Annotated in this window: 16 protein-coding genes; 5 read left to right on the top strand and 11 right to left on the bottom strand. The window is 45.8% G+C overall.

Annotated features, from left to right (window positions below; translation table 11 throughout):
* Positions 1-13 precede the first annotated feature (13 nt).
* The 8 genes from ACFBZI_RS07215 to rsmG form a co-directional block, all read right to left on the bottom strand.
* Positions 14-1,030, bottom strand: a complete 1,017-nt coding sequence (locus ACFBZI_RS07215) for a DNA polymerase III subunit (RefSeq protein WP_375715707.1) — start codon at positions 1,028-1,030, stop codon at positions 14-16.
* 192 nt (positions 1,031-1,222) lie between these two features.
* Positions 1,223-1,993, bottom strand: a complete 771-nt coding sequence (kdsB, locus tag ACFBZI_RS07210; protein ID WP_375715706.1) for a 3-deoxy-manno-octulosonate cytidylyltransferase — start codon at positions 1,991-1,993, stop codon at positions 1,223-1,225.
* Positions 1,994-2,046: 53 nt separating this feature from the next.
* Complete coding sequence (lpxK, locus tag ACFBZI_RS07205) at positions 2,047-3,132, bottom strand: tetraacyldisaccharide 4'-kinase (RefSeq protein ID WP_375715705.1); 1,086 nt, start codon at positions 3,130-3,132, stop codon at positions 2,047-2,049.
* 39 nt (positions 3,133-3,171) lie between these two features.
* Positions 3,172-4,947 carry a lipid A export permease/ATP-binding protein MsbA gene (gene msbA / locus ACFBZI_RS07200; protein ID WP_375715704.1) on the bottom strand — a complete coding sequence of 592 codons (1,776 nt, stop codon included), beginning with the start codon at positions 4,945-4,947 and terminating at the stop codon, positions 3,172-3,174.
* Positions 4,948-5,007: 60 nt separating this feature from the next.
* Positions 5,008-6,090, bottom strand: a complete 1,083-nt coding sequence (locus ACFBZI_RS07195; protein WP_375715703.1) for a ParB/RepB/Spo0J family partition protein — start codon at positions 6,088-6,090, stop codon at positions 5,008-5,010.
* Between the two features lie 97 nt (positions 6,091-6,187).
* Entirely contained in the window at positions 6,188-6,742 is a 555-nt protein-coding gene (locus ACFBZI_RS07190; RefSeq protein ID WP_375715702.1) for a hypothetical protein, read from the bottom strand.
* 5 nt (positions 6,743-6,747) lie between these two features.
* The gene (locus ACFBZI_RS07185; protein WP_375715701.1) at positions 6,748-7,527 is read right to left on the bottom strand and encodes a ParA family protein; all 780 of its coding nucleotides are present in this window, start codon (positions 7,525-7,527) and stop codon (positions 6,748-6,750) included.
* Positions 7,528-7,663: 136 nt separating this feature from the next.
* Positions 7,664-8,344, bottom strand: a complete 681-nt coding sequence (gene rsmG, locus ACFBZI_RS07180) for a 16S rRNA (guanine(527)-N(7))-methyltransferase RsmG (protein WP_375715700.1) — start codon at positions 8,342-8,344, stop codon at positions 7,664-7,666.
* A 234-nt stretch (positions 8,345-8,578) separates the two neighbouring features.
* On the opposite strand from rsmG, the gene ACFBZI_RS07175 reads away from it, so the two are divergent.
* The 5 genes from ACFBZI_RS07175 to ACFBZI_RS07155 all read left to right on the top strand — a co-directional run bounded on the left by ACFBZI_RS07175 (position 8,579) and on the right by ACFBZI_RS07155 (position 15,512).
* On the top strand, positions 8,579-10,969 hold the full coding sequence (locus ACFBZI_RS07175; RefSeq protein ID WP_375715699.1) for a Lon protease family protein: 2,391 nt from the start codon (positions 8,579-8,581) through the stop codon (positions 10,967-10,969).
* A complete protein-coding gene (locus ACFBZI_RS07170; protein WP_375715698.1) occupies positions 10,966-11,280 on the top strand; it encodes a hypothetical protein in 315 nt (104 codons plus the stop codon). Before ACFBZI_RS07175 ends, ACFBZI_RS07170 begins: the two co-directional genes overlap by 4 nt.
* Before the next feature lie 230 nt (positions 11,281-11,510).
* The gene (nth, locus tag ACFBZI_RS07165) at positions 11,511-12,158 is read left to right on the top strand and encodes an endonuclease III (protein ID WP_375716334.1); all 648 of its coding nucleotides are present in this window, start codon (positions 11,511-11,513) and stop codon (positions 12,156-12,158) included.
* 320 nt (positions 12,159-12,478) lie between these two features.
* A complete protein-coding gene (locus tag ACFBZI_RS07160) occupies positions 12,479-14,821 on the top strand; it encodes a TonB-dependent hemoglobin/transferrin/lactoferrin family receptor (RefSeq protein WP_375715697.1) in 2,343 nt (780 codons plus the stop codon).
* Between the two features lie 118 nt (positions 14,822-14,939).
* Positions 14,940-15,512: a biliverdin-producing heme oxygenase gene (locus ACFBZI_RS07155; protein WP_375715696.1), complete on the top strand. Its 573-nt coding sequence runs from the start codon at positions 14,940-14,942 to the stop codon at positions 15,510-15,512.
* A 132-nt stretch (positions 15,513-15,644) separates the two neighbouring features.
* Here ACFBZI_RS07155 and ACFBZI_RS07150 read toward each other — a convergent pair whose 3' ends face one another.
* From ACFBZI_RS07150 to ACFBZI_RS07140, 3 genes are all read right to left on the bottom strand, one after another.
* A complete protein-coding gene (locus ACFBZI_RS07150; protein ID WP_375715695.1) occupies positions 15,645-16,886 on the bottom strand; it encodes an NADH:flavin oxidoreductase/NADH oxidase family protein in 1,242 nt (413 codons plus the stop codon).
* A 167-nt stretch (positions 16,887-17,053) separates the two neighbouring features.
* On the bottom strand, positions 17,054-18,073 hold the full coding sequence (locus ACFBZI_RS07145; RefSeq protein ID WP_375715694.1) for an NADP-dependent oxidoreductase: 1,020 nt from the start codon (positions 18,071-18,073) through the stop codon (positions 17,054-17,056).
* 124 nt (positions 18,074-18,197) lie between these two features.
* Positions 18,198-18,530 carry an ArsR/SmtB family transcription factor gene (locus ACFBZI_RS07140; RefSeq protein ID WP_375715693.1) on the bottom strand — a complete coding sequence of 111 codons (333 nt, stop codon included), beginning with the start codon at positions 18,528-18,530 and terminating at the stop codon, positions 18,198-18,200.
* Between the last annotated feature and the right edge of the window lie 86 nt (positions 18,531-18,616).

The raw sequence follows: 18,616 nt of genomic DNA, 5'->3' as shown, positions 1-18,616 counted from the left end.
TATATAAATCGGCTTATCCTGTCGCAATTTGTAACATGATTTTGTCAAATGCCAGTTTTTCTTGGAGATTTTGACGGACGGATAATTGTACATCATCAAGCACGGCTAATAGATTGTCAAGCTGATTTTGATGGATTGGCAAATCGCCCAACAGCTTTGGCGTGTCAATGTCAGTATGCAACCGTGGCAACGCCAAATACACTCGCCACAGCTCAGCAAGCATCAGGCGTGATAAGCCGATAAAATCGCTTAGGCTCAAAGTTTTTTGCCAATAATCACTGGCGGCGGTCGGCAAACGCATGCCAGTACGCAGTGCCACAAAGGTTTTTAGCCAAAGCAGCCGCTTATCAAACCAAGCAGCGTCCAATAGGTTTTTTGCCTGCACCACTGCCCCATCGCTGATGGCAAGCAGCAGCCCAGCTTGCTCGCTTGGCATAAATTGCCCCAAATAATCCAATGCTTGAGCTTGCTCAATGTGAGCAAGTGGTAAGCTCTGCACTCGGCTTTTAATCGTGGGCAACAGCCGTGCTGGATTGTCGCTGATTAATAGCAAAAAAATGCCTTCTCTTGGTTCTTCAAGTGTCTTTAACAAGGCATTTGCCGCACCGATGGTCAGCGTGTCGGCATAATCCAAAACGATAATTTTAACGCCATGACCTTTGGTTTGACTGTATTCTTGCAGCTGTCTGATGTCGTCAATCTTTATGCTCTCTTCGCCGCCATCAGCACCCACGCCAGCACTTTCAGGCAGCACCATCAAATCAGGGTGCGTACCTGCCTTAAGCCATTGGCAACTTTGGCACTGTCCACACGCCCCATCATCGCTGCGGTGATGGCACAGCAAATACGCCACAAACCGCCAAACAAAAGCACGCTTACCAATGCCCTGCTGCCCTGCTGCCAACAAACCGTGTGGCAAATGTCGTTCGTGGTACTGCCCTGTCAGCTGCTGCCACGCTCGTGCTTGCCACGGCAATAAGGGTGCAAAATAAACACCTGCAGCCGATGAGTGTGATAAATCATCTGCCATCGTCAGCCGCCAAAATCCAATTCATGCATTTTTCTCAATTTATTCCAGTTTATCCCAATGTATCTCAACTTATCCCAAAAAGCCAAAGGTTGACCCAAGATGCCTTATTTGTGTTGATGATTGTGTTTGTGCTTGCATTAATGTTTATAGGCAGATTGATTAAATTTACTGTTTAACCAATTGGCAAGCCAATCAATACGCCAAAAATTCATCAATCGGCATGGCGTTCAGCCGCTGTAAATCCGCTGGCGTATCAACACCAGCTGGCAAGGCAACTTTGGCAACATCGATGGCAATCCGCTCGCCATTTTCAAGCACACGCAGCTGCTCAAGACTTTCAAGTTTTTCAAGCACGCCTTGCTGCCAGTTGGTGAACGCCTTTAAGACACGCACACGGTAGGCGTACAGCCCCAGATGGCGAAAGGCGTTATTTGGTACAGTCTGCCCTGCCGCTGCACCATCACGGTCATGCGGTATCGGCGATCGGCTAAAGTACAAAGCACGATTGGCGTTGTCCTTGACTACCTTTACCACCGATGGACGCAAAAATTCGTCCATGTCGCCAATCGGCTCGCACAAAGTCGCCATCGCACAATCAGGATTATCAATCAAAAGCTGCATCACCTGCTCAAGCAGTACTGGCGGCACCAGCGGCTCATCGCCTTGCATATTAATCACAATGTCATCATCGGCAAATTGCAAATCTTTTGCCACCTGTGCCAAGCGATCCGTGCCTGATGGGTGATTGTCATCAGTCATCAGCACACGCACGCCAGCGTCTGCACAAGTCTGATAAATGCGAGCGTCATCGGTCGCCACGCAGACAGAATCGGCAAAAGTCGCTTGCATGGCTTTTTTGGCAGTCCATAAAATCATCGGCTGATTGTGAATGCTAAGTAGCGGCTTACCCGGTAAGCGCGTGGACTTATAACGAGCAGGGATAACCAAGTGAATTTTTTGCATTTTTGCCCTTTTTTATATTAATAAAAATTGATTATAAATTAAAATTTGTTAAATTAATTGTCCAAATTTGCCCTGTTGCCCAGCTGATATTTATCAAGCAAAGTATGAATGTGTGCAATCAGTGAATCAGACAGCACCGCTTCAACAGGCAATACCCAGATGTTGTTAAAAATCGCTGCCATCGCCTGCTTGTCTTGAGTAATTTGCTCGCTGTGTTCGGCAAGTTTGCGTAATTTGACCGCATCTTTGGCGGTGGTGATGATTGGCAAATCGTCCAAACCCAGCAAATCTTGGTAACAAAAATCATGATGATCACCAAATGGCTGCGGCACAACCTGATAGCCCAAATCACTCAAAGTGGCAAAAAATCGTGCTGGATAGCCGATACCACTGACGGCATGGACACGACTGCCCAATTGGGGCGGTTTCAAATCAGTATCGGCACTGTCCATAAGCGGTATCAACTCGCCTGCTTTTAGCGTCATGGCGAATTTATCGCCTTGGGTGATGGTTTTATCATGATAAATCACCGTCGCCCCATCAAGCCGCTCTACTGGCTCGCGCAAAAACCCCTGTGGCAACAATTTGCCATTGCCAAAGCCACGCATGGCATCGACCACGATCCACTCTTCGTCACGGTGCAAGGCATAATGCTGCAAGCCATCATCGCTGATAATCAGCTGAATATCAGAAAAATTATCCAAAAGCAGCTCAATCACCGCATCACGATTGGCTCCGACCGCCATCGGTACTTGATGACCCAAGGCGGATAAACTTTGGACAATCAAGCACGGCTCATCACCAACTTCGCTGGGCTGACTGCTTGGGCTGACCAGTCTTGGCATCGCTTGAGTATCGCCGCCATAGCCACGACTGATGACTGCCACCTTGACGCCATACGCCAGCAGATGCTTTAATAAAGCAATAATCAGCGGCGTCTTACCACTGCCACCCACGGTGATATTGCCAATCACCCACACTGGCACAGGAGCATGATAAACGCTCAATTTGCCCGATTGGTACAAAAGCTTACGCACTCGGCTGACCGTGCCATACAGTGCCGACAAAGGGGCTAACACGCCAAGCAGCGGCGATTGTGTTTGCCAAGCGTGCGTCAGCATCAATTCGGCTTTTTTCATCGCACGCTCCCGTTGCCCAGTTTTTGCCCAATTTTTGGATTAATTTTCATCAAATGTCCGCTCATACATCGCTGCATACGCACCTTTTTTGGCAAGCAACTCATCATGGCTGCCCATCTCCACGATATGCCCTGCGTCCATCACCACGATGCGATCGGCTTTTTCGATGGTGGATAGGCGGTGGGCGATGACAATCGTGGTACGCCCTTGCATCACCGTTTCCAGTGCTTTTTGGATAAAAAATTCCGATTCGTTATCCAGTGCCGAAGTCGCTTCGTCCAAAATTAATATCGGTGCATCTTTTAATAAAGCACGAGCGATGGACAGACGCTGACGCTGACCACCAGACAGCTGTAAGCCTTCGGCACCGATTTGGCTGTCGTAGCCTTGGGGGAGTTTGCTGATAAAATCATGGGCAAAAGCGGCTTTGGCAGCTGCCATCACCTGCTCACGGCTGCGATCGGACAAAGTGCCATAGGCGATGTTATTGGTGATAGTGTCCAAAAATAGCGTCACTTGTTGATTGACCATGGCAATCTGATCACGCAAACTCTGCAGGCGAATCTCGTTAAGCGGCACACCATCAATCAAAATCCGCCCAGCTGTCGGCTCAATGCTACGAGTGAGCAGATTGACAAGGCTGGTTTTGCCCGAGCCACTGCGTCCCACGATGGCGACCGTTTCGCCAGTTTTGATATTTAAGCTAAAGTTATCAATCGCCGTTACGCCGTTATCAAACTTTAGCGTAACTTGATCAAACTCAATCTGCCCTTGGATTTGCGGTGTCAAAACGCCTGTATCTTGCTCGTCTGCCAAATCAATCAGCCCAAAAATCGAATGCCCTGCGGCGATACCCCGCTGTAATTTGGCATTGACATCGGTTAAGGATTTGATAGGTGCATTTAACAATCCCAAAGCGGTCAAATACGCCACGAACTCACCTGCAGTGGTATTGCCCAAAATCTCAGGACGCAGCGACAGCCACACCACCGAACACATACCAATTGCCATCATCAGTTGCACCATTGGCGAGTTGATGGCATTGACTACGACGATTTTTAGCCCTTGGGTGAGATTTTTTTGGGACGCTTGGTTAAAGCGTTCGGCTTCATAGGCTTGACCGCCATAATTTTTGACCACTTGATAGCCAGTGATGGCTTCGTTGGTGATATGGCTAATTTGCGACATGCTGTCTTGGATACCTGCCGATAAGCTGGCAAATTTTTTGGCGGCTTTATTGACCAGCCATACCACAGGCGGCAACACCAAAAAAATCACCATCGTTAATTTCCAACTGCTATAAAACAAATAACCAAGCAAAGCAATCACCATCAGGCCATCTCGCAAAAGCGTGGTCAAGGCTTCGCTACTGGCGGCGGTAACTTGCTCAACATCAAAAATCAGCTTGCTTGAGATGGAGCCAGCTGGCGTTTGTAAATAAAATGATGACGGCAGTTTTAGTAATTTATCAAAAACTTGTACACGCAAAGTATAAACCAAGCTGCGTGCCACCAACGCCGAATAATAACCGCCCAAAAACTGCCCCAAGCCACGAAACACAAACAAAATAATCACTAGAAATGGAAACCAAGTGATTCGCTCACGGTTGGCGGCATTGATGGCATCAATGATAAACTGGAACAATTTGGCGATGGCGACCTGCGTGCCAGCACCGATGGCAAAGCCAAGCACAATCAAAGGCAACGCCCACCAATACGGCTTTAGATAGCCGATTAAGCGTAAAAAAATGGCAAATTTACCGATTTGTAAGCTGTCGGCTTTGTTGGTGTTATCGGTGTTGGTGCTGTCGGTCATGATGTCACTTCTGTGGTCAAATGGCATAACAAGCGAATGGTTGATAAGGCAAACATCTGGTTATTGACGCAATTTATCAATCAATTCATTAAGCTCATCATGGCTATAAAAGAAAATTTCCACGCTGCCCTTGCCGTCCTTGCCTGCTTTTAGCTTGACGGTCGCCCCCAGTGCATCAGAAATCTGCTGGCTTAGTGCCAAAATCTCATGATCAGGCTGGACGCTGGCTTTGGGTTCTGGATCTAAGATCGATTTGACCAAACGCTCGGCATCTCGCACGGTCATTTGTCCATCGACGATTTTTTTGGCGATAATTGGCTGCTGCTCGTGCGACAAAGACAGCAAAGCACGAGCATGACCCATGTCCATCGCACCGTCCAAAATGTGCTGCTTGACCGCATCGTGCAAATGGTTTAGCCGCATCAAGTTTGATACTGTGGTGCGTGCCTTACCGACCACAGACGCAATCATCGCATGGCTCATGCCAAATTCGGTATGAAACCGCTGCAATGCCGCCGCTTGCTCCAGTACATTCAGATCTTCTCGCTGGATATTTTCGATCAACGCCAAGGCAATGGCAATCTCATCGGACAAAATGCGTTCGATGGCAGGCACTTGTTCAAGCCCTGCCAGCTTGGCAGCACGCCAACGCCGCTCACCTGCGATAATCTCATGGGTTACGCTGTCGCTGGATTTGTCTTCATCGGACAATAGCGGACGAATGACAATCGGCTGCATGATGCCGTGCTGTTTGATGGATAATGCCAGCTCGTTTAGGGTATCTTCGTTCATGTCACGGCGTGGCTGATATTTGCCAGACTGCAGGCGATTGACCGCAATCTGCACCAAGGCGACTTTTTCGCCAGTGGCGATGGACGCATCTGGTGAATGCGTGGCGGATTTTTTGGATTTTTTGGCTTTGTCTTTTTTGTCGGCTTTGCCAGATTTTTTGGTTTGCTCTGCCTTGTCGGCTGCTTTATCGGCTGCTTTGCTGTCGGTCAATTCATCAGCTGCTGCCGCTTTGTCGGTTGCAGGCTCTGATGCCAATGACTGCACATCGGCGATGATTTTTTTCTCCGCATTGATGCCGCTAAGCAGTGCATCTAGCCCACGACTTGTACCCAATCCACGCTTTTTTATCATGACAATTTCCAGTCCGCACTCAATTATCTAACAAATTTTTCTACAAATTTTACAAAGTTTATCTAAATTTATAACGCCTAACAATCAGCAAAAGCCATCAAGCCCGAATGTCCGTCAAGCCATACCACCAAAACAGCGAGATTTGCTCCTGCTGATAGGCATTTAGCGGTATCGTAGGCTCTGGCGGTGCATCGGCTTTTGGCGACTCGGCGGCAATTTCATCAATTTCATCAATTTCATCAATTTCATCAATTTCATCAATTTCATCAATTTCATCAATTTCATCAATTTCATCAATTTCATCAATTTCATCAATTTCATCAATTTCATCAATTTCATCAATTTCATCAATTTCATCAATTTCATCAATTTCATCAATTTTGGCTTTTGCTGTTTGATTGATGGCTACTGATAAATTTTGTGCCAAATCGTCCGCACTTGGCCGACTGATTGGCTCAGCAACTGGCTCAGCCAACTCAACCGATTCAGCCAACTCGGCTAGCTTAACTGGCTTGGTTGGTTTGTCCACTTGCTCGACTGTCAAGGCAGTTTTGGCGTCATCAACCACATCAATCACCTGCCGCCCAACTTTAGTGCCGTTTAGTAGTGCGTCCAAGCCACGCTTAGCACCCAATCCACGCTTTTTTGACATCAGTTTCACCCATGTGCTTTGCTTTGGGCGACAACTTCATTCATCAGCATATGATAGGCAATCGCACCTTTTGATGATTTTTCGTAAGTAAAAATCGACTGTCCAAAACTTGGTGCTTCTGCCAGTCGCACATTGCGTGGAATGCTGGTCTGATACACCAAATCGCCAAAATGCCGCACCAATTCCGCCGAAACATCTTGTGCCAGCGTGTTGCGATAGTCAAACAATGTCCGCACCACACCACGAATGTGCAGCTTGGGGTTGATTGATTTTAGCTTGTCAATAGTAGCAATCAAATCCGCCACACCTTCAAGTGCGTAATACTCGCATTGCATGGGGATAATCACGCCATCGGTGGCAGCAAAAGCATTGACCGTAATCATGCTAAGGCTTGGTGCGCAGTCCATGATGATATAATCATAGGCCAGCTGTCCGCTTGCCACAGCGTCCGCCATCGCCTGCTTGAGCAAAAACGGTGCGTCCGCCACGCCTGCCAGCGACACATCAATGCCTGCCAAATCACGATTGGCACCGATGACATCTAAGCCGCTTTCGGTTGGCATGATGGCATCTGCCAACGCCACACCATCAAGCAGCACATCTGCCATGGTATATTGTAGCGTGTTTTTATCCAAGCCGACACTGGTGGTGGCGTTGCCTTGCGAATCCAAATCAATCAGCAAAACTTTTTTCTTGGCAATCAAAGCCAGAGCTGCTGCCAGGTTGACCGTGGTGGTGGTCTTGCCAACGCCCCCTTTTTGGTTGGCGATTGCGATAATTTCCATGATAAAAACCTTAAAATTTATTCAGTTTTAATTAATACTGTTTCATTAATACTGTAAATGGGTAAATTTAATCAACAATTTGACTGGATAATTTAACCAAATAATTTAAATAAACCAACAAATCAATCAACCCAACTTACGATGATTTTGACAAATACACCACACAGCGATCATCATGAAGTTTTGGCACGCTGATAACCTTGGTGTCAATTTGCCAGCTCTCCAGCCCCTGCTTTTCGTCAGTGGTGGGAAGTTTGCCCTTCATGGCGTACAGCACGCCATCGGCCGCCAAGCACGGCTCTGCCAAATTGACAAAATCAAGCAAAGCAGCAAACGCCCGCGAAGTAATCACTTGGTAGGCGTGTGGCTCATCGGCTTGGTGATGCTCAATGCGTGCCGCCACAGGACGGATATTTTTTAGGCCAATTTCGCTGGCAATCTGGCGAATAAAGCGGATTTTTTTCTGATTGCTATCCAAAGCATCGACCTGCCAAGTGGGGCATAAAATGGCAATCATCACCGATGGCAAACCTGCCCCAGTGCCAATGTCCAGCAGACGAATGTCGGACTTGTCCAAAAACGGCAAATCTGGCACAATCGCCATACAGTCAAAAATATGCTTAATCAACGCTTCATTCGGGTCTGTAATCGCCGTCAAATTATACGCCTTGCCCCATAAGAGCAAACCGTCCAAATACCGCAAAATCTGCCCAATTTGCTCAGGCGAGATGCTGATTGCCAAAGTGTCGGCAGCTTGAGCGATAGCGGCGGCAAAAGATTCGGCTTGATTGGCGATTTTGGCATATTTAATGTTCATATTTTTAATAAGTCTATTATAAATAATTAATAAAAGCCAGCAAAGCCATGACAGTCATTATACCATCTATCATACCACCATCACCGCTTGGCGTGCAAAATCAAAAGTTTGCCTATTTTATCATGCTTTAATCTGCTAAAATACCCTTTTTTGAGCAAACTGACTGCGTTTTTTGGCATTTCGTGGCGTTGTTACCCAGATTTGCATTATTTTTATTAAGCTTAAGCTGATTTTATGAAAGCACAAGATTACCAAACTCTAAAAACCAAGCACCAATTGATGGCTAGCGAACTCAAACGCTACACCGACGCCAACAAATTGCCAAAATCCAGCCGCATTCGCCTGCCAAAGCCTGATGTGGATTTTGGGCAAAGTCGTGCCATCAAAGCCATCAACACCGCACTGGATATCCGTGCCAGTGGTTATCATGTGTTTGCTGTTGGCGAAAATGGCTTGGGCAAACGCACGCTGATTACTCGACTGCTTAGTGAGCGAGCCAAACAGATGCCGACGCCTGACGACTGGGTTTATGTGCATAATTTTGATGATTCACGCCGTCCGATTGCCATCAATTTCCCTGCTGGCATGGCGATTGTTTTTCAACAAAAACTACACAAATTGTGGCAACTTGCCAAAAAAAAGCTGAGTGCCAAATTGCTTGGCGATGCACACCAAAGCCAAATCCATCTGATAAAATCCGCCATTGATCTTGCCCAAAATGAACGGCTATCAATCATCAACGAACACGCCAAAGCCCATAATTTGGTGCTAAAAGCCACCAGCGATGGGCGAATGCAATTTATGGCGATTGATGAGACAAAGCCGCTTGATGCCCAAGCCCTTGCCGATCTACAAAAACAGCTATCAGACGCCCAGCTGGCACTAGAAACGCTAGAAAATAACACGCACAATCAATTAGATGAACTTAACCAAACGCTTGCCCTAAAAGTGCTTGAGCCGATTTTTCGGCAGGTTTTGGCAAGTTTTGACAATCACCCAAAAGCCATCACCCACCTGCACGCCATGCAGGACGATATGGTCAAAAATGTCGCACGCATCATCAACGAAGACGATGAAGACTTTGTGGCATCGGCATTGAGCGACACGCCCAGCCGTTATGCGGTCAATGTGTTGGTCAGCCACAAGCCAGATGCTGGTGCGCCGATTGTGTTTGAAGATTTGCCCACGCACCTAAATCTGCTCGGCCACATTGAATACACCACCGAACTTGGCACGGTTTTGACCGATGTGAGTATGATTCGTGCTGGGGCATTGCACAAGGCAAATGGCGGCTTTTTGCTGTTAGAAGCCCAAAGCCTGCTCGAGCACCCTTATGCTTGGCAAGGGCTAAAGCGAGCCTTGCAGTCCAAACAAATCAAAATCTCAAGCCTTGAGCAGATGCTGACTTTGACAGGCAGTCTGTCGCTTGAGCCTGACAGCATGGCACTGGATGTTAAGGTGGTTTTGCTGGGCGAAGCGGATTTGTATTATGAATTGCTAGAATTTGAACCAGAATTTAACGCTGTGTTTAAAATTCGTGCCGATTTTCATGATGACATCAAGCGAGACGATACCAGCGAATACGGCATGGTGCTAAAGATGGTTGATATTATCAAAGCCCATCAGCTGCCTGCGTTTGATAATACCGCCTTTGCCACGATTATTGACAAATTGTCCGAGTTTAGCGATGACAAAAACAAGCTGGACTTGCACGCCGACCGACTGTCTGGACTGCTCTTTGAGTCGGCACGCATCGCCCAATTGGCAAATGCCAAAACCGTCAATACCAGCCATGTCCAAACCGCCCTAAGCGACATCATCGAACGCACCAGCTATCTTAAGGATTTGTACTGGCAAGAAATCCAAAACGGACAACAGCTCATCTACACCACAGGGCAGGCGATTGGGCAAATCAACGCCCTGACCGTCATCAGCTATGCCGACAGTGAGTTTGGACTGCCAGCACGCTTGACCGCCCTGATTCAGCCAAATTTTGGCAATGGCGAGATTTTGGACATTGAGCGAGATGTTGAGCTTGGTGGTAGCTTGCACGCCAAAGGCATGTTGATTATGTCCAGTTTTTTGCGTTCGCTGTTTAGCGAATTTTGCGAGCTAAATTTCAGTGCGTCGCTGGCATTTGAACAAAGCTATGGGCAAATTGACGGCGACAGTGCCACCTTAGCCGAAGCCTGTGCTTTGCTGTCAGCACTTGCCAATATTCCGATCGCCCAAAACCTTGCCATCACAGGCTCCATGAATCAGCTTGGACAGGCTCAAGCAGTTGGCGGTGTCAATGCCAAAATCGCTGGGTTTTTTGACGCTTGCCGTGAAAAAGGACTGGACGGCAGTCAAGGGGTCATCTTGCCCCGTGCCAATATCGCCCATCTGATGCTAAGAGACGACATCGTACAGGCGGTGGCAGCTGGGCAGTTTCACATTTACGCCATCGAGCATATCGCCGAAGCGTTGGCATTATTGTCTGGCATGGCGATTGATGACAAAAACAAGCACGGCGAATACAAACGCCACACACTGTTTGGCAAAATCATCAAGCGACTAGAAAGCTGGGAAGGCGTGGGCGAACACAAGCACGACAAGCACACCAAAACGGACAAAAAACCATGAAACACCCTGCCAAACTGTCTTATGAAGACAAAATGCGTGAATATCGCAGTATGATGTTTTGGGCGAGATTTTGCCAAATTTCGCCATTTGTTGCCGTACTTATCGTATGGTGTCTGATTAATTTTGGCTTAGATGGCGGTTTTGCTTTGATTTTGCTCTTTATTTATTTCTATATTGTCGGAGCGATTGCCCTTGCCAAAAGCACCTGCCCATTTTGCGGTGGATTATTTCATCAAACTGACAGCGATTTTGATCGGGGTTTGTCTTTTTACAAAACTTGCCGACAGTGTGGCGAACCACACAACCATTAATTATTAATGAATTTTTAATTAATAATTAATTTATTTATTGTATTAAATTTAGTTTATATAAATTTTATCATTCATTTTTATTATTTTATTGCAAATTTAACTTAAAAATCATGAATAAAAAAATCACTTCCGCCGCCCTTGCTGCCGCCCAATCTGGCAAAGCGAGCAAAACTGGCAAATCCACCAAAATCAGCACCGCCAAAACTGCCGAAACACCACCATCACGAGCGATGAACAGCGAAAAACGCTTGGCTTTTTTTGAAAAATTGGCAGCTCACATCAAAGAACCTGTTACCGAGCTTAATTATAGCAGCGAATTTGAACTGCTCATCGCCGTCATGCTCTCTGCTCAAGCCACCGACAAAAGCGTCAATCTTGCTACCGACAAATTGTTCAAAATCGCCAATACACCGCAGGCGATGCTCGATTTGGGCTTGGACGGACTAAAAAGCCACATCAGCTCCATCGGACTTTATAATTCAAAAGCCGCCAATGTCATCAAAACCTGCCAAGATTTGCTGGATAAGCACGGCGGACAAGTCCCCCGCACCAGAGATGAGCTAGAAGCACTGGCAGGCGTGGGTCGCAAAACTGCCAATGTCGTGCTAAATACCGCTTTTGGTGAGCCTGTGATGGCGGTCGATACGCACATTTTTCGTGTTGGTAATCGTACAGGGCTTGCCACTGGCAAAACCGTGCTGGCGGTCGAAAAAGCCCTGATGAAACGCATTCCTGCCCAGTTTTTGGTCGACGCCCATCATTATTTAATTCTGCACGGACGATATACTTGCATGGCACGCACGCCAAAATGCGGTGCTTGCGTGGTTTTTGATGAATGCATGTTCAAAGATAAAGACAAATGGGCTGGACTTGCCTAAATTGCCCAAATTATCTAAGTTGCCCAAATTGAATTACTTCAATTAAGTTTGCCAAATTAAACTTATCCAAATTTATCTTGCTCAAATTTGGCTTACTTAAATTCGGCGGTGCAAATTTGGCTGATTTAAATTGACAAACCACCATTATCCGCCCAAAACCAAATTTTCTAAATTGGCTGCATTTTGTTTTGAATGTAACTTGATGTGTATTTTTATGCTAAAGTATTGCAAAATTGAGAAAATTTGGTTATTATTTGTACTTATTGATGATAATAATTATCGTTAATTTTTTATTTATAAATTAATAATGGTTTTTATTAATGAATTATTCACAGTTAAACACTCGATTATTGCCGATGGTTGCCAGCATCGTTGCCATCATCAGCACCCCTGCTTTTGCCGATGCGGACAATGCTCCAACTCAAGCCGACCCCAGTGTCACGCTTGAGACCATCAAAGTCAAAGGCGTACGCAATAAAGTCGCCAGCACCGAACAAATCAGCCGTACAGAGCTGGATAATAAAATGATTCGTGATGTGCGTGATTTGGTGCGTTACAGTCCTGATGTGGGCATCGCCGACAGCGGCCGCCACCTAAAAGGCTTTGCCATGCGTGGCGTGGAAGGCAATCGGGTGGGCATCAGTATTGATGGTGTCAGCCTGCCTGACTCAGAAGAAAACACCCTGTACTCACGCTATGGTAATTTTAATCCATCAAGATTAAGCATCGACACCGAACTGGTGCGTAACATCGAACTGCAAAAAGGCTCCAATTCGTTTACGGCAGGCAGTGGTGCGTTGGGCGGCAATGTTGAATATCGCACACTGAACGCCAGTGATATTATCAAAGATAATAAAGATTTTGGCACTATGGTGCGTAGTGGCTATAATAGTAAAAATAGCGAATGGACAAATACTGTCGGCGTGGGCTATCAGGGTGATGCCCTTGAAATGGTTGCTTTATACACCGAGCGAAAAGGTCATGAACTCAAAAGTAACGGCAATGGCTTTGAAACCCAAGGCGACAAAAGCCAAAAACCTGATCCTGCCGAACACCGACAACGCAGCTACTTGGGCAAGCTGGCTTGGCAAATCAACCCAGAGCATCGAGTTGGCATTTCGATCAACGGTCAAAATGGCAAAAACTACACCGACGAACGCTCTTATAATTTGCATTCTAACGCATGGCGTGAAGCCGATGATCGCCAAAAGCGTACCAATGGCAACATCTTTTATGAATACACACCTGCCAGCACTTGGCTAGCTGGCTTGCGTGCCGAGTATGATCATCAAAAAGCTGAAATTTCTGCCATCAATTACAAAGGCGGACGAGATTGGCAAACCAATGCAAAACAATTGGACGAAATTTTTGATCGCCGCATAAAAAACCGCTTTGAACGCCTAAGTTTCAGTGGCGACTTTCAGCCATTTGCCTTAGGTGGTGAACACAGTCTTGCTCTTAAAGCCCATATTGCACGGCGTGATTTTGAAAATATCAACCACGATCGTGGTGGTATCGGTCGATCTTATGAATACACAGACATTTATACCATTCAGCACCCAATGCGTACTGAGCAACTGGGATTGTCATTCAAAGACGGCATTTGGTGGAATGATGCCTTGTCTAGCGACATCGGTATCCGCTATGATCACGAAAAAGTCAGCCCACAAAATCTGAATGCCAAATGTAGCACCGCTTGCACAGCCGAAGGCAAGCCTGCTGGCAAAAGTTTTGATGTTTGGAGCGGATTTGCCAATCTTAAGCTACAACTCAATCCAGCTTGGAAAGCCAGCTATCAGATTGGCACAGGCTATCGCATTCCAACTGCGTCAGAGATGTATTTTAGCTTTAAAAACCCATATGGCACTTGGCAATCCAATCCAAATTTAAAGCAAGAACGCAGTATCAGCCACAGCATATCACTGCAAGGCTATGGCAATTATGGTGTGCTTGATGTCAGTGCTTATCAATCACGCTATCGGGATTTTTTATCCGAGCAAACCAGTCTGATTGAAAAAACCGAATACGGACGCACTTATCAAACCCCAGTCAATCAAACGGTGAATATTGACAAAGCCAAAATCTCAGGCCTAGAACTGCAAGGCAAATTAAACCTAGACACCATCACCAACGCCCCGCAAGGCTGGAAAGCATTTGGCTCTTTTGGTTATAGCAAAGGCAAGCTATCAGTGGACAGCAGTTTATTATCCATTCAGCCTGCCAGAGTCATCATTGGCTTAGATTATGAACAGCCTGATGGTAAATGGGGCGTGTTTAGCCGCCTAAGCCATTTGGGTGGCAAAAACGCCCGCAATGCCAAAGTCGAAGATGTTAAAAAACGCTGCACAGCATACGAGTATGATTATTGGTTTGACGAAGAAATTTGCACACGCCACGAGCTGTACAAAGAAACCACAGCCGCCAAATATCTCAATAAAGCAGCTTATACCTTTGATATTTTTGGATTTTACAAACCCAATGAAAGCATCACGCTACGAGCTGGTGTCTATAATTTATTTAACCAAAGATACCACACTTGGGACGCTCTGCGGGGTCTAAATAGCTATGGTACAACCAACACTGTTGATGCAGATGGTAAAGGTCTAGAGCGATTCTACGCACCGGGTCGTAACTTTGCCCTTGCTTTGGAATACAAATTTTAACGCCAAATTTTGGGCATAAATTTTAGGCATCAATTTAGCCAAAGATTTGACCATAAATGCAATAATTTTTAAGTTTTTATAAGTAGTGTTACCCAACCAATCCAACTAGGAGAACAGTATGTCCAGTCCAACCTTCGCCGAACGCCTAAAACAAGAAACTCGAGCAACGCACGACAGCGTGGATAATTTGGTGATGTCTGTCAAGCCTTTTGACAATCCAGAAAATTATGTCAAATTTTTAAATCTACAATCAGTATTTCATAAAATTGTTGATAATATCTACAAAGATGAAACGCTAAACCAAGCCATTCCAGAGCTTGCCAGTATGGCACGCTATGACGCTGTGGTTGCTGATTTGGCAGATCTTAAGCAGCCTGAATACGCCTTTGGTGGCGAGCTGCCAGCCCCAACAGGCAACAAAGCCATCGGCTGGCTATACTGTGCCGAAGGCTCAAACTTAGGTGCAGCGTTTTTGTTTAAAGACGCCAAAGAAAAATTGGGCTATGATGAAAATTTTGGTGCGCATCATTTGGACGCTCACCCTGATGGTCGTGGCAAGCACTGGAAAGAATTTCGTGAGCATTTGAACGAACTTGGCTTGGACAGCGATGCCCAAAGCGAAGCCATTCAAGGGGCTTGCGAAGCGTTTGCTTTTTATAAAGTGATTTTGCGTGAGATTTTTAAAGTTTGATTCATTAATAAATCAACAATCATTGCATTGATTGTCGGTATTTTAAATATAAAACCGCCCAGCAGATTGGGCGGTTTTTGGCTTAAGATTTGAGAAGTTTGATAAGTTTGATTAAAATATATCCATGATAATTTAGGCACGCTCTCGCTTAAAAGCTCCTTTGCCTTGACTGATGAGCATGCGTCCAAAAATCGCCCACGCCGATTTGTTTGGCTTAGGCGTTTTATCTTGGCTGATACGCTGCATCTGATACATATACCAGTTCATCTCAACCATCGAACCGACCAGACGGTCCAATTTGGCAATGCCCAAGCGTGGCTGTGGCGTATGCACCGTCTGATAAGTGCCTGCAAAAATGCGATTTGGCAAATCTGGCATGATGGCAAACGGCTTGGCAAGCCCCACCATGTCCAAATCACCACTTGCCAGTGCCGCCGCCATCGCTTGGGTTGAGCGAAACCCACCAGTAATCACCAGTGGCACGGTGCAGACCGATCTGACCTTTTTGGCATAATCCAAAAAATACGCTTCTCGTTTTTGGGTGCTTTGCTTGACGCCATCGAGCATCGCTGGCGACTCATAATTACCACCTGAGATTTCTACCATATCAATGCCTTCTTTGACCAACTGCTCAACCACTTGCACGCTTTCAGATTCGCTAAATCCACCTTTTTGAAAATCTGCCGAATTAAGCTTAACAGCAATCACAAAATCCGCCGAAGTCTGGCGACGCATTTCACGATACACCGCCAACAAAAACCGCATGCGATTTTGCAGCGAGCCACCCCATTGATCCGTCCGCACATTGTGAATTGGTGATAAAAACTGGCTAATCAAATAACCGTGAGCGGCATGAATTTGCACGCCCGAAAAACCAGCTTTTTGGGCAATTTTTGCCGCTTGACCGAAGCGATGAATTAAATTTAAAATCTCATCTTCGCTCAACTCACGGGGCGGATTAAAAAATTTTGCCATCGCACCGCCCAGACCGACTGCACTGGGAGCAACTGGCGTGGGTGATAAATCTTTGGGCGATTGCTTGCCGGGGTGATTGATTTGCATCAAAAACAGCGTGTCATTTTCTCGGCCTGCCGCTGCCCACGCCGTCAGCAAATCCAAATCTCGCTCATCTTCAATCACCACATCATCAGCCGAACCCAAGGCGGTATAATCCACCATCACATTGCCTGTTACCAGCACGCCAGCACCGCCCTTTGCCCAAGTGCGATACAAATTGGCGTACGCCAAATCAGGGCGATTGCCCTTGGTGATTTGCTCGCTCATCGCCCCTTTAAATAGGCGATTTTTGATGATTTGACCATTTTTTAGGGTCAAAGGCTGGTTTAATTGATTGATTTGATTGGATAAATTCATAAAAAAACCTTTTTAAAATTAATCAATGGGTAAATTTAGACTTCAATTGCATTAAGTTAAATTGAGATAAATTAAATTGATAAAATGCAAAATCCACTTATTTTTAAAATCGAATAAGTTAAAATCATTGTAAACAGTTTGATAAATCGTTTAATAAATATTTATTTTTATTTCATCTTCAGCACCACTTTGCCCTTGGCTCTGCCTGTGCTTGCATATGCCAGTGCATCAAAAACATCTTTAAAATCAAAAACTTGGTCAGTAATTGGGTGTAATTTGCCCTGCTGTATCCACTCACCAATCGTTTGTAATTGCTTGCCATCAGCTTTCATAAATAAAAACTCATAATCGGCATGGTATCGGCGAGCTTGTCGATAAATCGGATAAGACAATAAGCCAAATAACGCCTGCTTAACCAGCCCAAGCCCACGATTTTTGGCAAATTTGGCGGTCGGCATGCCAGCGACAGACACCACTTTGCCGCCAGATTTTAGGATTTTAAAAGCATTTTTTAGATCATCACCGCCTTGAGTGTCCAAAACCGCATCAAAATCACGCAAAATCTTGGTAAAATCCTGCGTTTTATAATCAATCACCGCATCCGCCCCCAAAGATTTTAGCCAATCGGCACTGCTAGCACTGGCGGTGGTCGCCACATGACAGCCTGCAAGTTTTGCCATCTGAATGGCGATCGTCCCCACGCCGCCAGAGCCTGCCAAAATCAGCACTTTTTGTCCTGCCTGAACTTTTAGCACTTCAAACAAGGCTTGATATGCCGTCAATGCCACCAGTGGCACGCCTGCGGCATCGGTGAAATTCAGCACTGCAGGCTTTGGGGCAATGTCGTCTTGGTGCAAGGCGACAAAATCGGCAAAAGTCCCCATGTGTTGATTGCGTGGGCAAGCATAAATCTCATCGCCAATTTGAAATTTTTGGACATTTTTACCGATTTTGACAATCTTACCTGCCACATCGTTGCCCATCGTTTGTGGCAGCGGATAAGGCAAAATCAACCGCAGCTCACCCTGTGCAATCTTAAAATCCAGCGGATTGATGGCACTGGCGTACACTTCAACCAGCACTTGATCATCATCAATCTCTGGCATGGGAGTGGTATTTAGCATCAAAGGCTGCTTATAAGCGGTTAATTGCAGTGCTGACATGGTTGGGTTTTGGGTGGTTTTCATATCAATTTTCCGAAATTTTTACCATATTTGTTAATACATTAAAAGTTTATAAGTTTAAAAATTTAAACCAAATAACTAAAAAAAATAGCCGCTAAAATTAAGCATGATTAAGCATAAATATCTATCAATCAGACAATTTTGGCGATGAATTGGGCAAACAGCCATCGGCAACAAATGCCGCCATCAGCCGCAAAAACCGCTCGCCTGCTTGCTCAAAAGACGGCTGATAATACCGCTCTTTGCCCATCTGCTCAACACGCACAAGCCCTGCATCTTTCATCAGCTTAAGATGATGCGAAATGGCTGGGCGAGACAGATGCAGCCGCTTGGTCAAATCATTGACATTAATCCGCTGCTCGTCAAATAGCACCTTTAAAATCAATAAACGGTTCTCGTCCGCCAAGACGCTAAAGGTCGGAATGCACTCACGCAAAATATCAACGGTCTGTTGGCTCATAATGGCAATCATTTAATAGGTTTAAAAATTTAAACGCATTATACCAAAGTTTAAAAGTTTTTGGCAATCTTTTTTTTGGTGCTTTG

The sequence above is a fragment of the Moraxella marmotae genome, assembly GCF_042219885.1.
Lineage (GTDB): Bacteria > Pseudomonadota > Gammaproteobacteria > Pseudomonadales > Moraxellaceae > Moraxella > Moraxella marmotae.
This window is presented reverse-complemented; position numbering and strand designations above follow the sequence as displayed.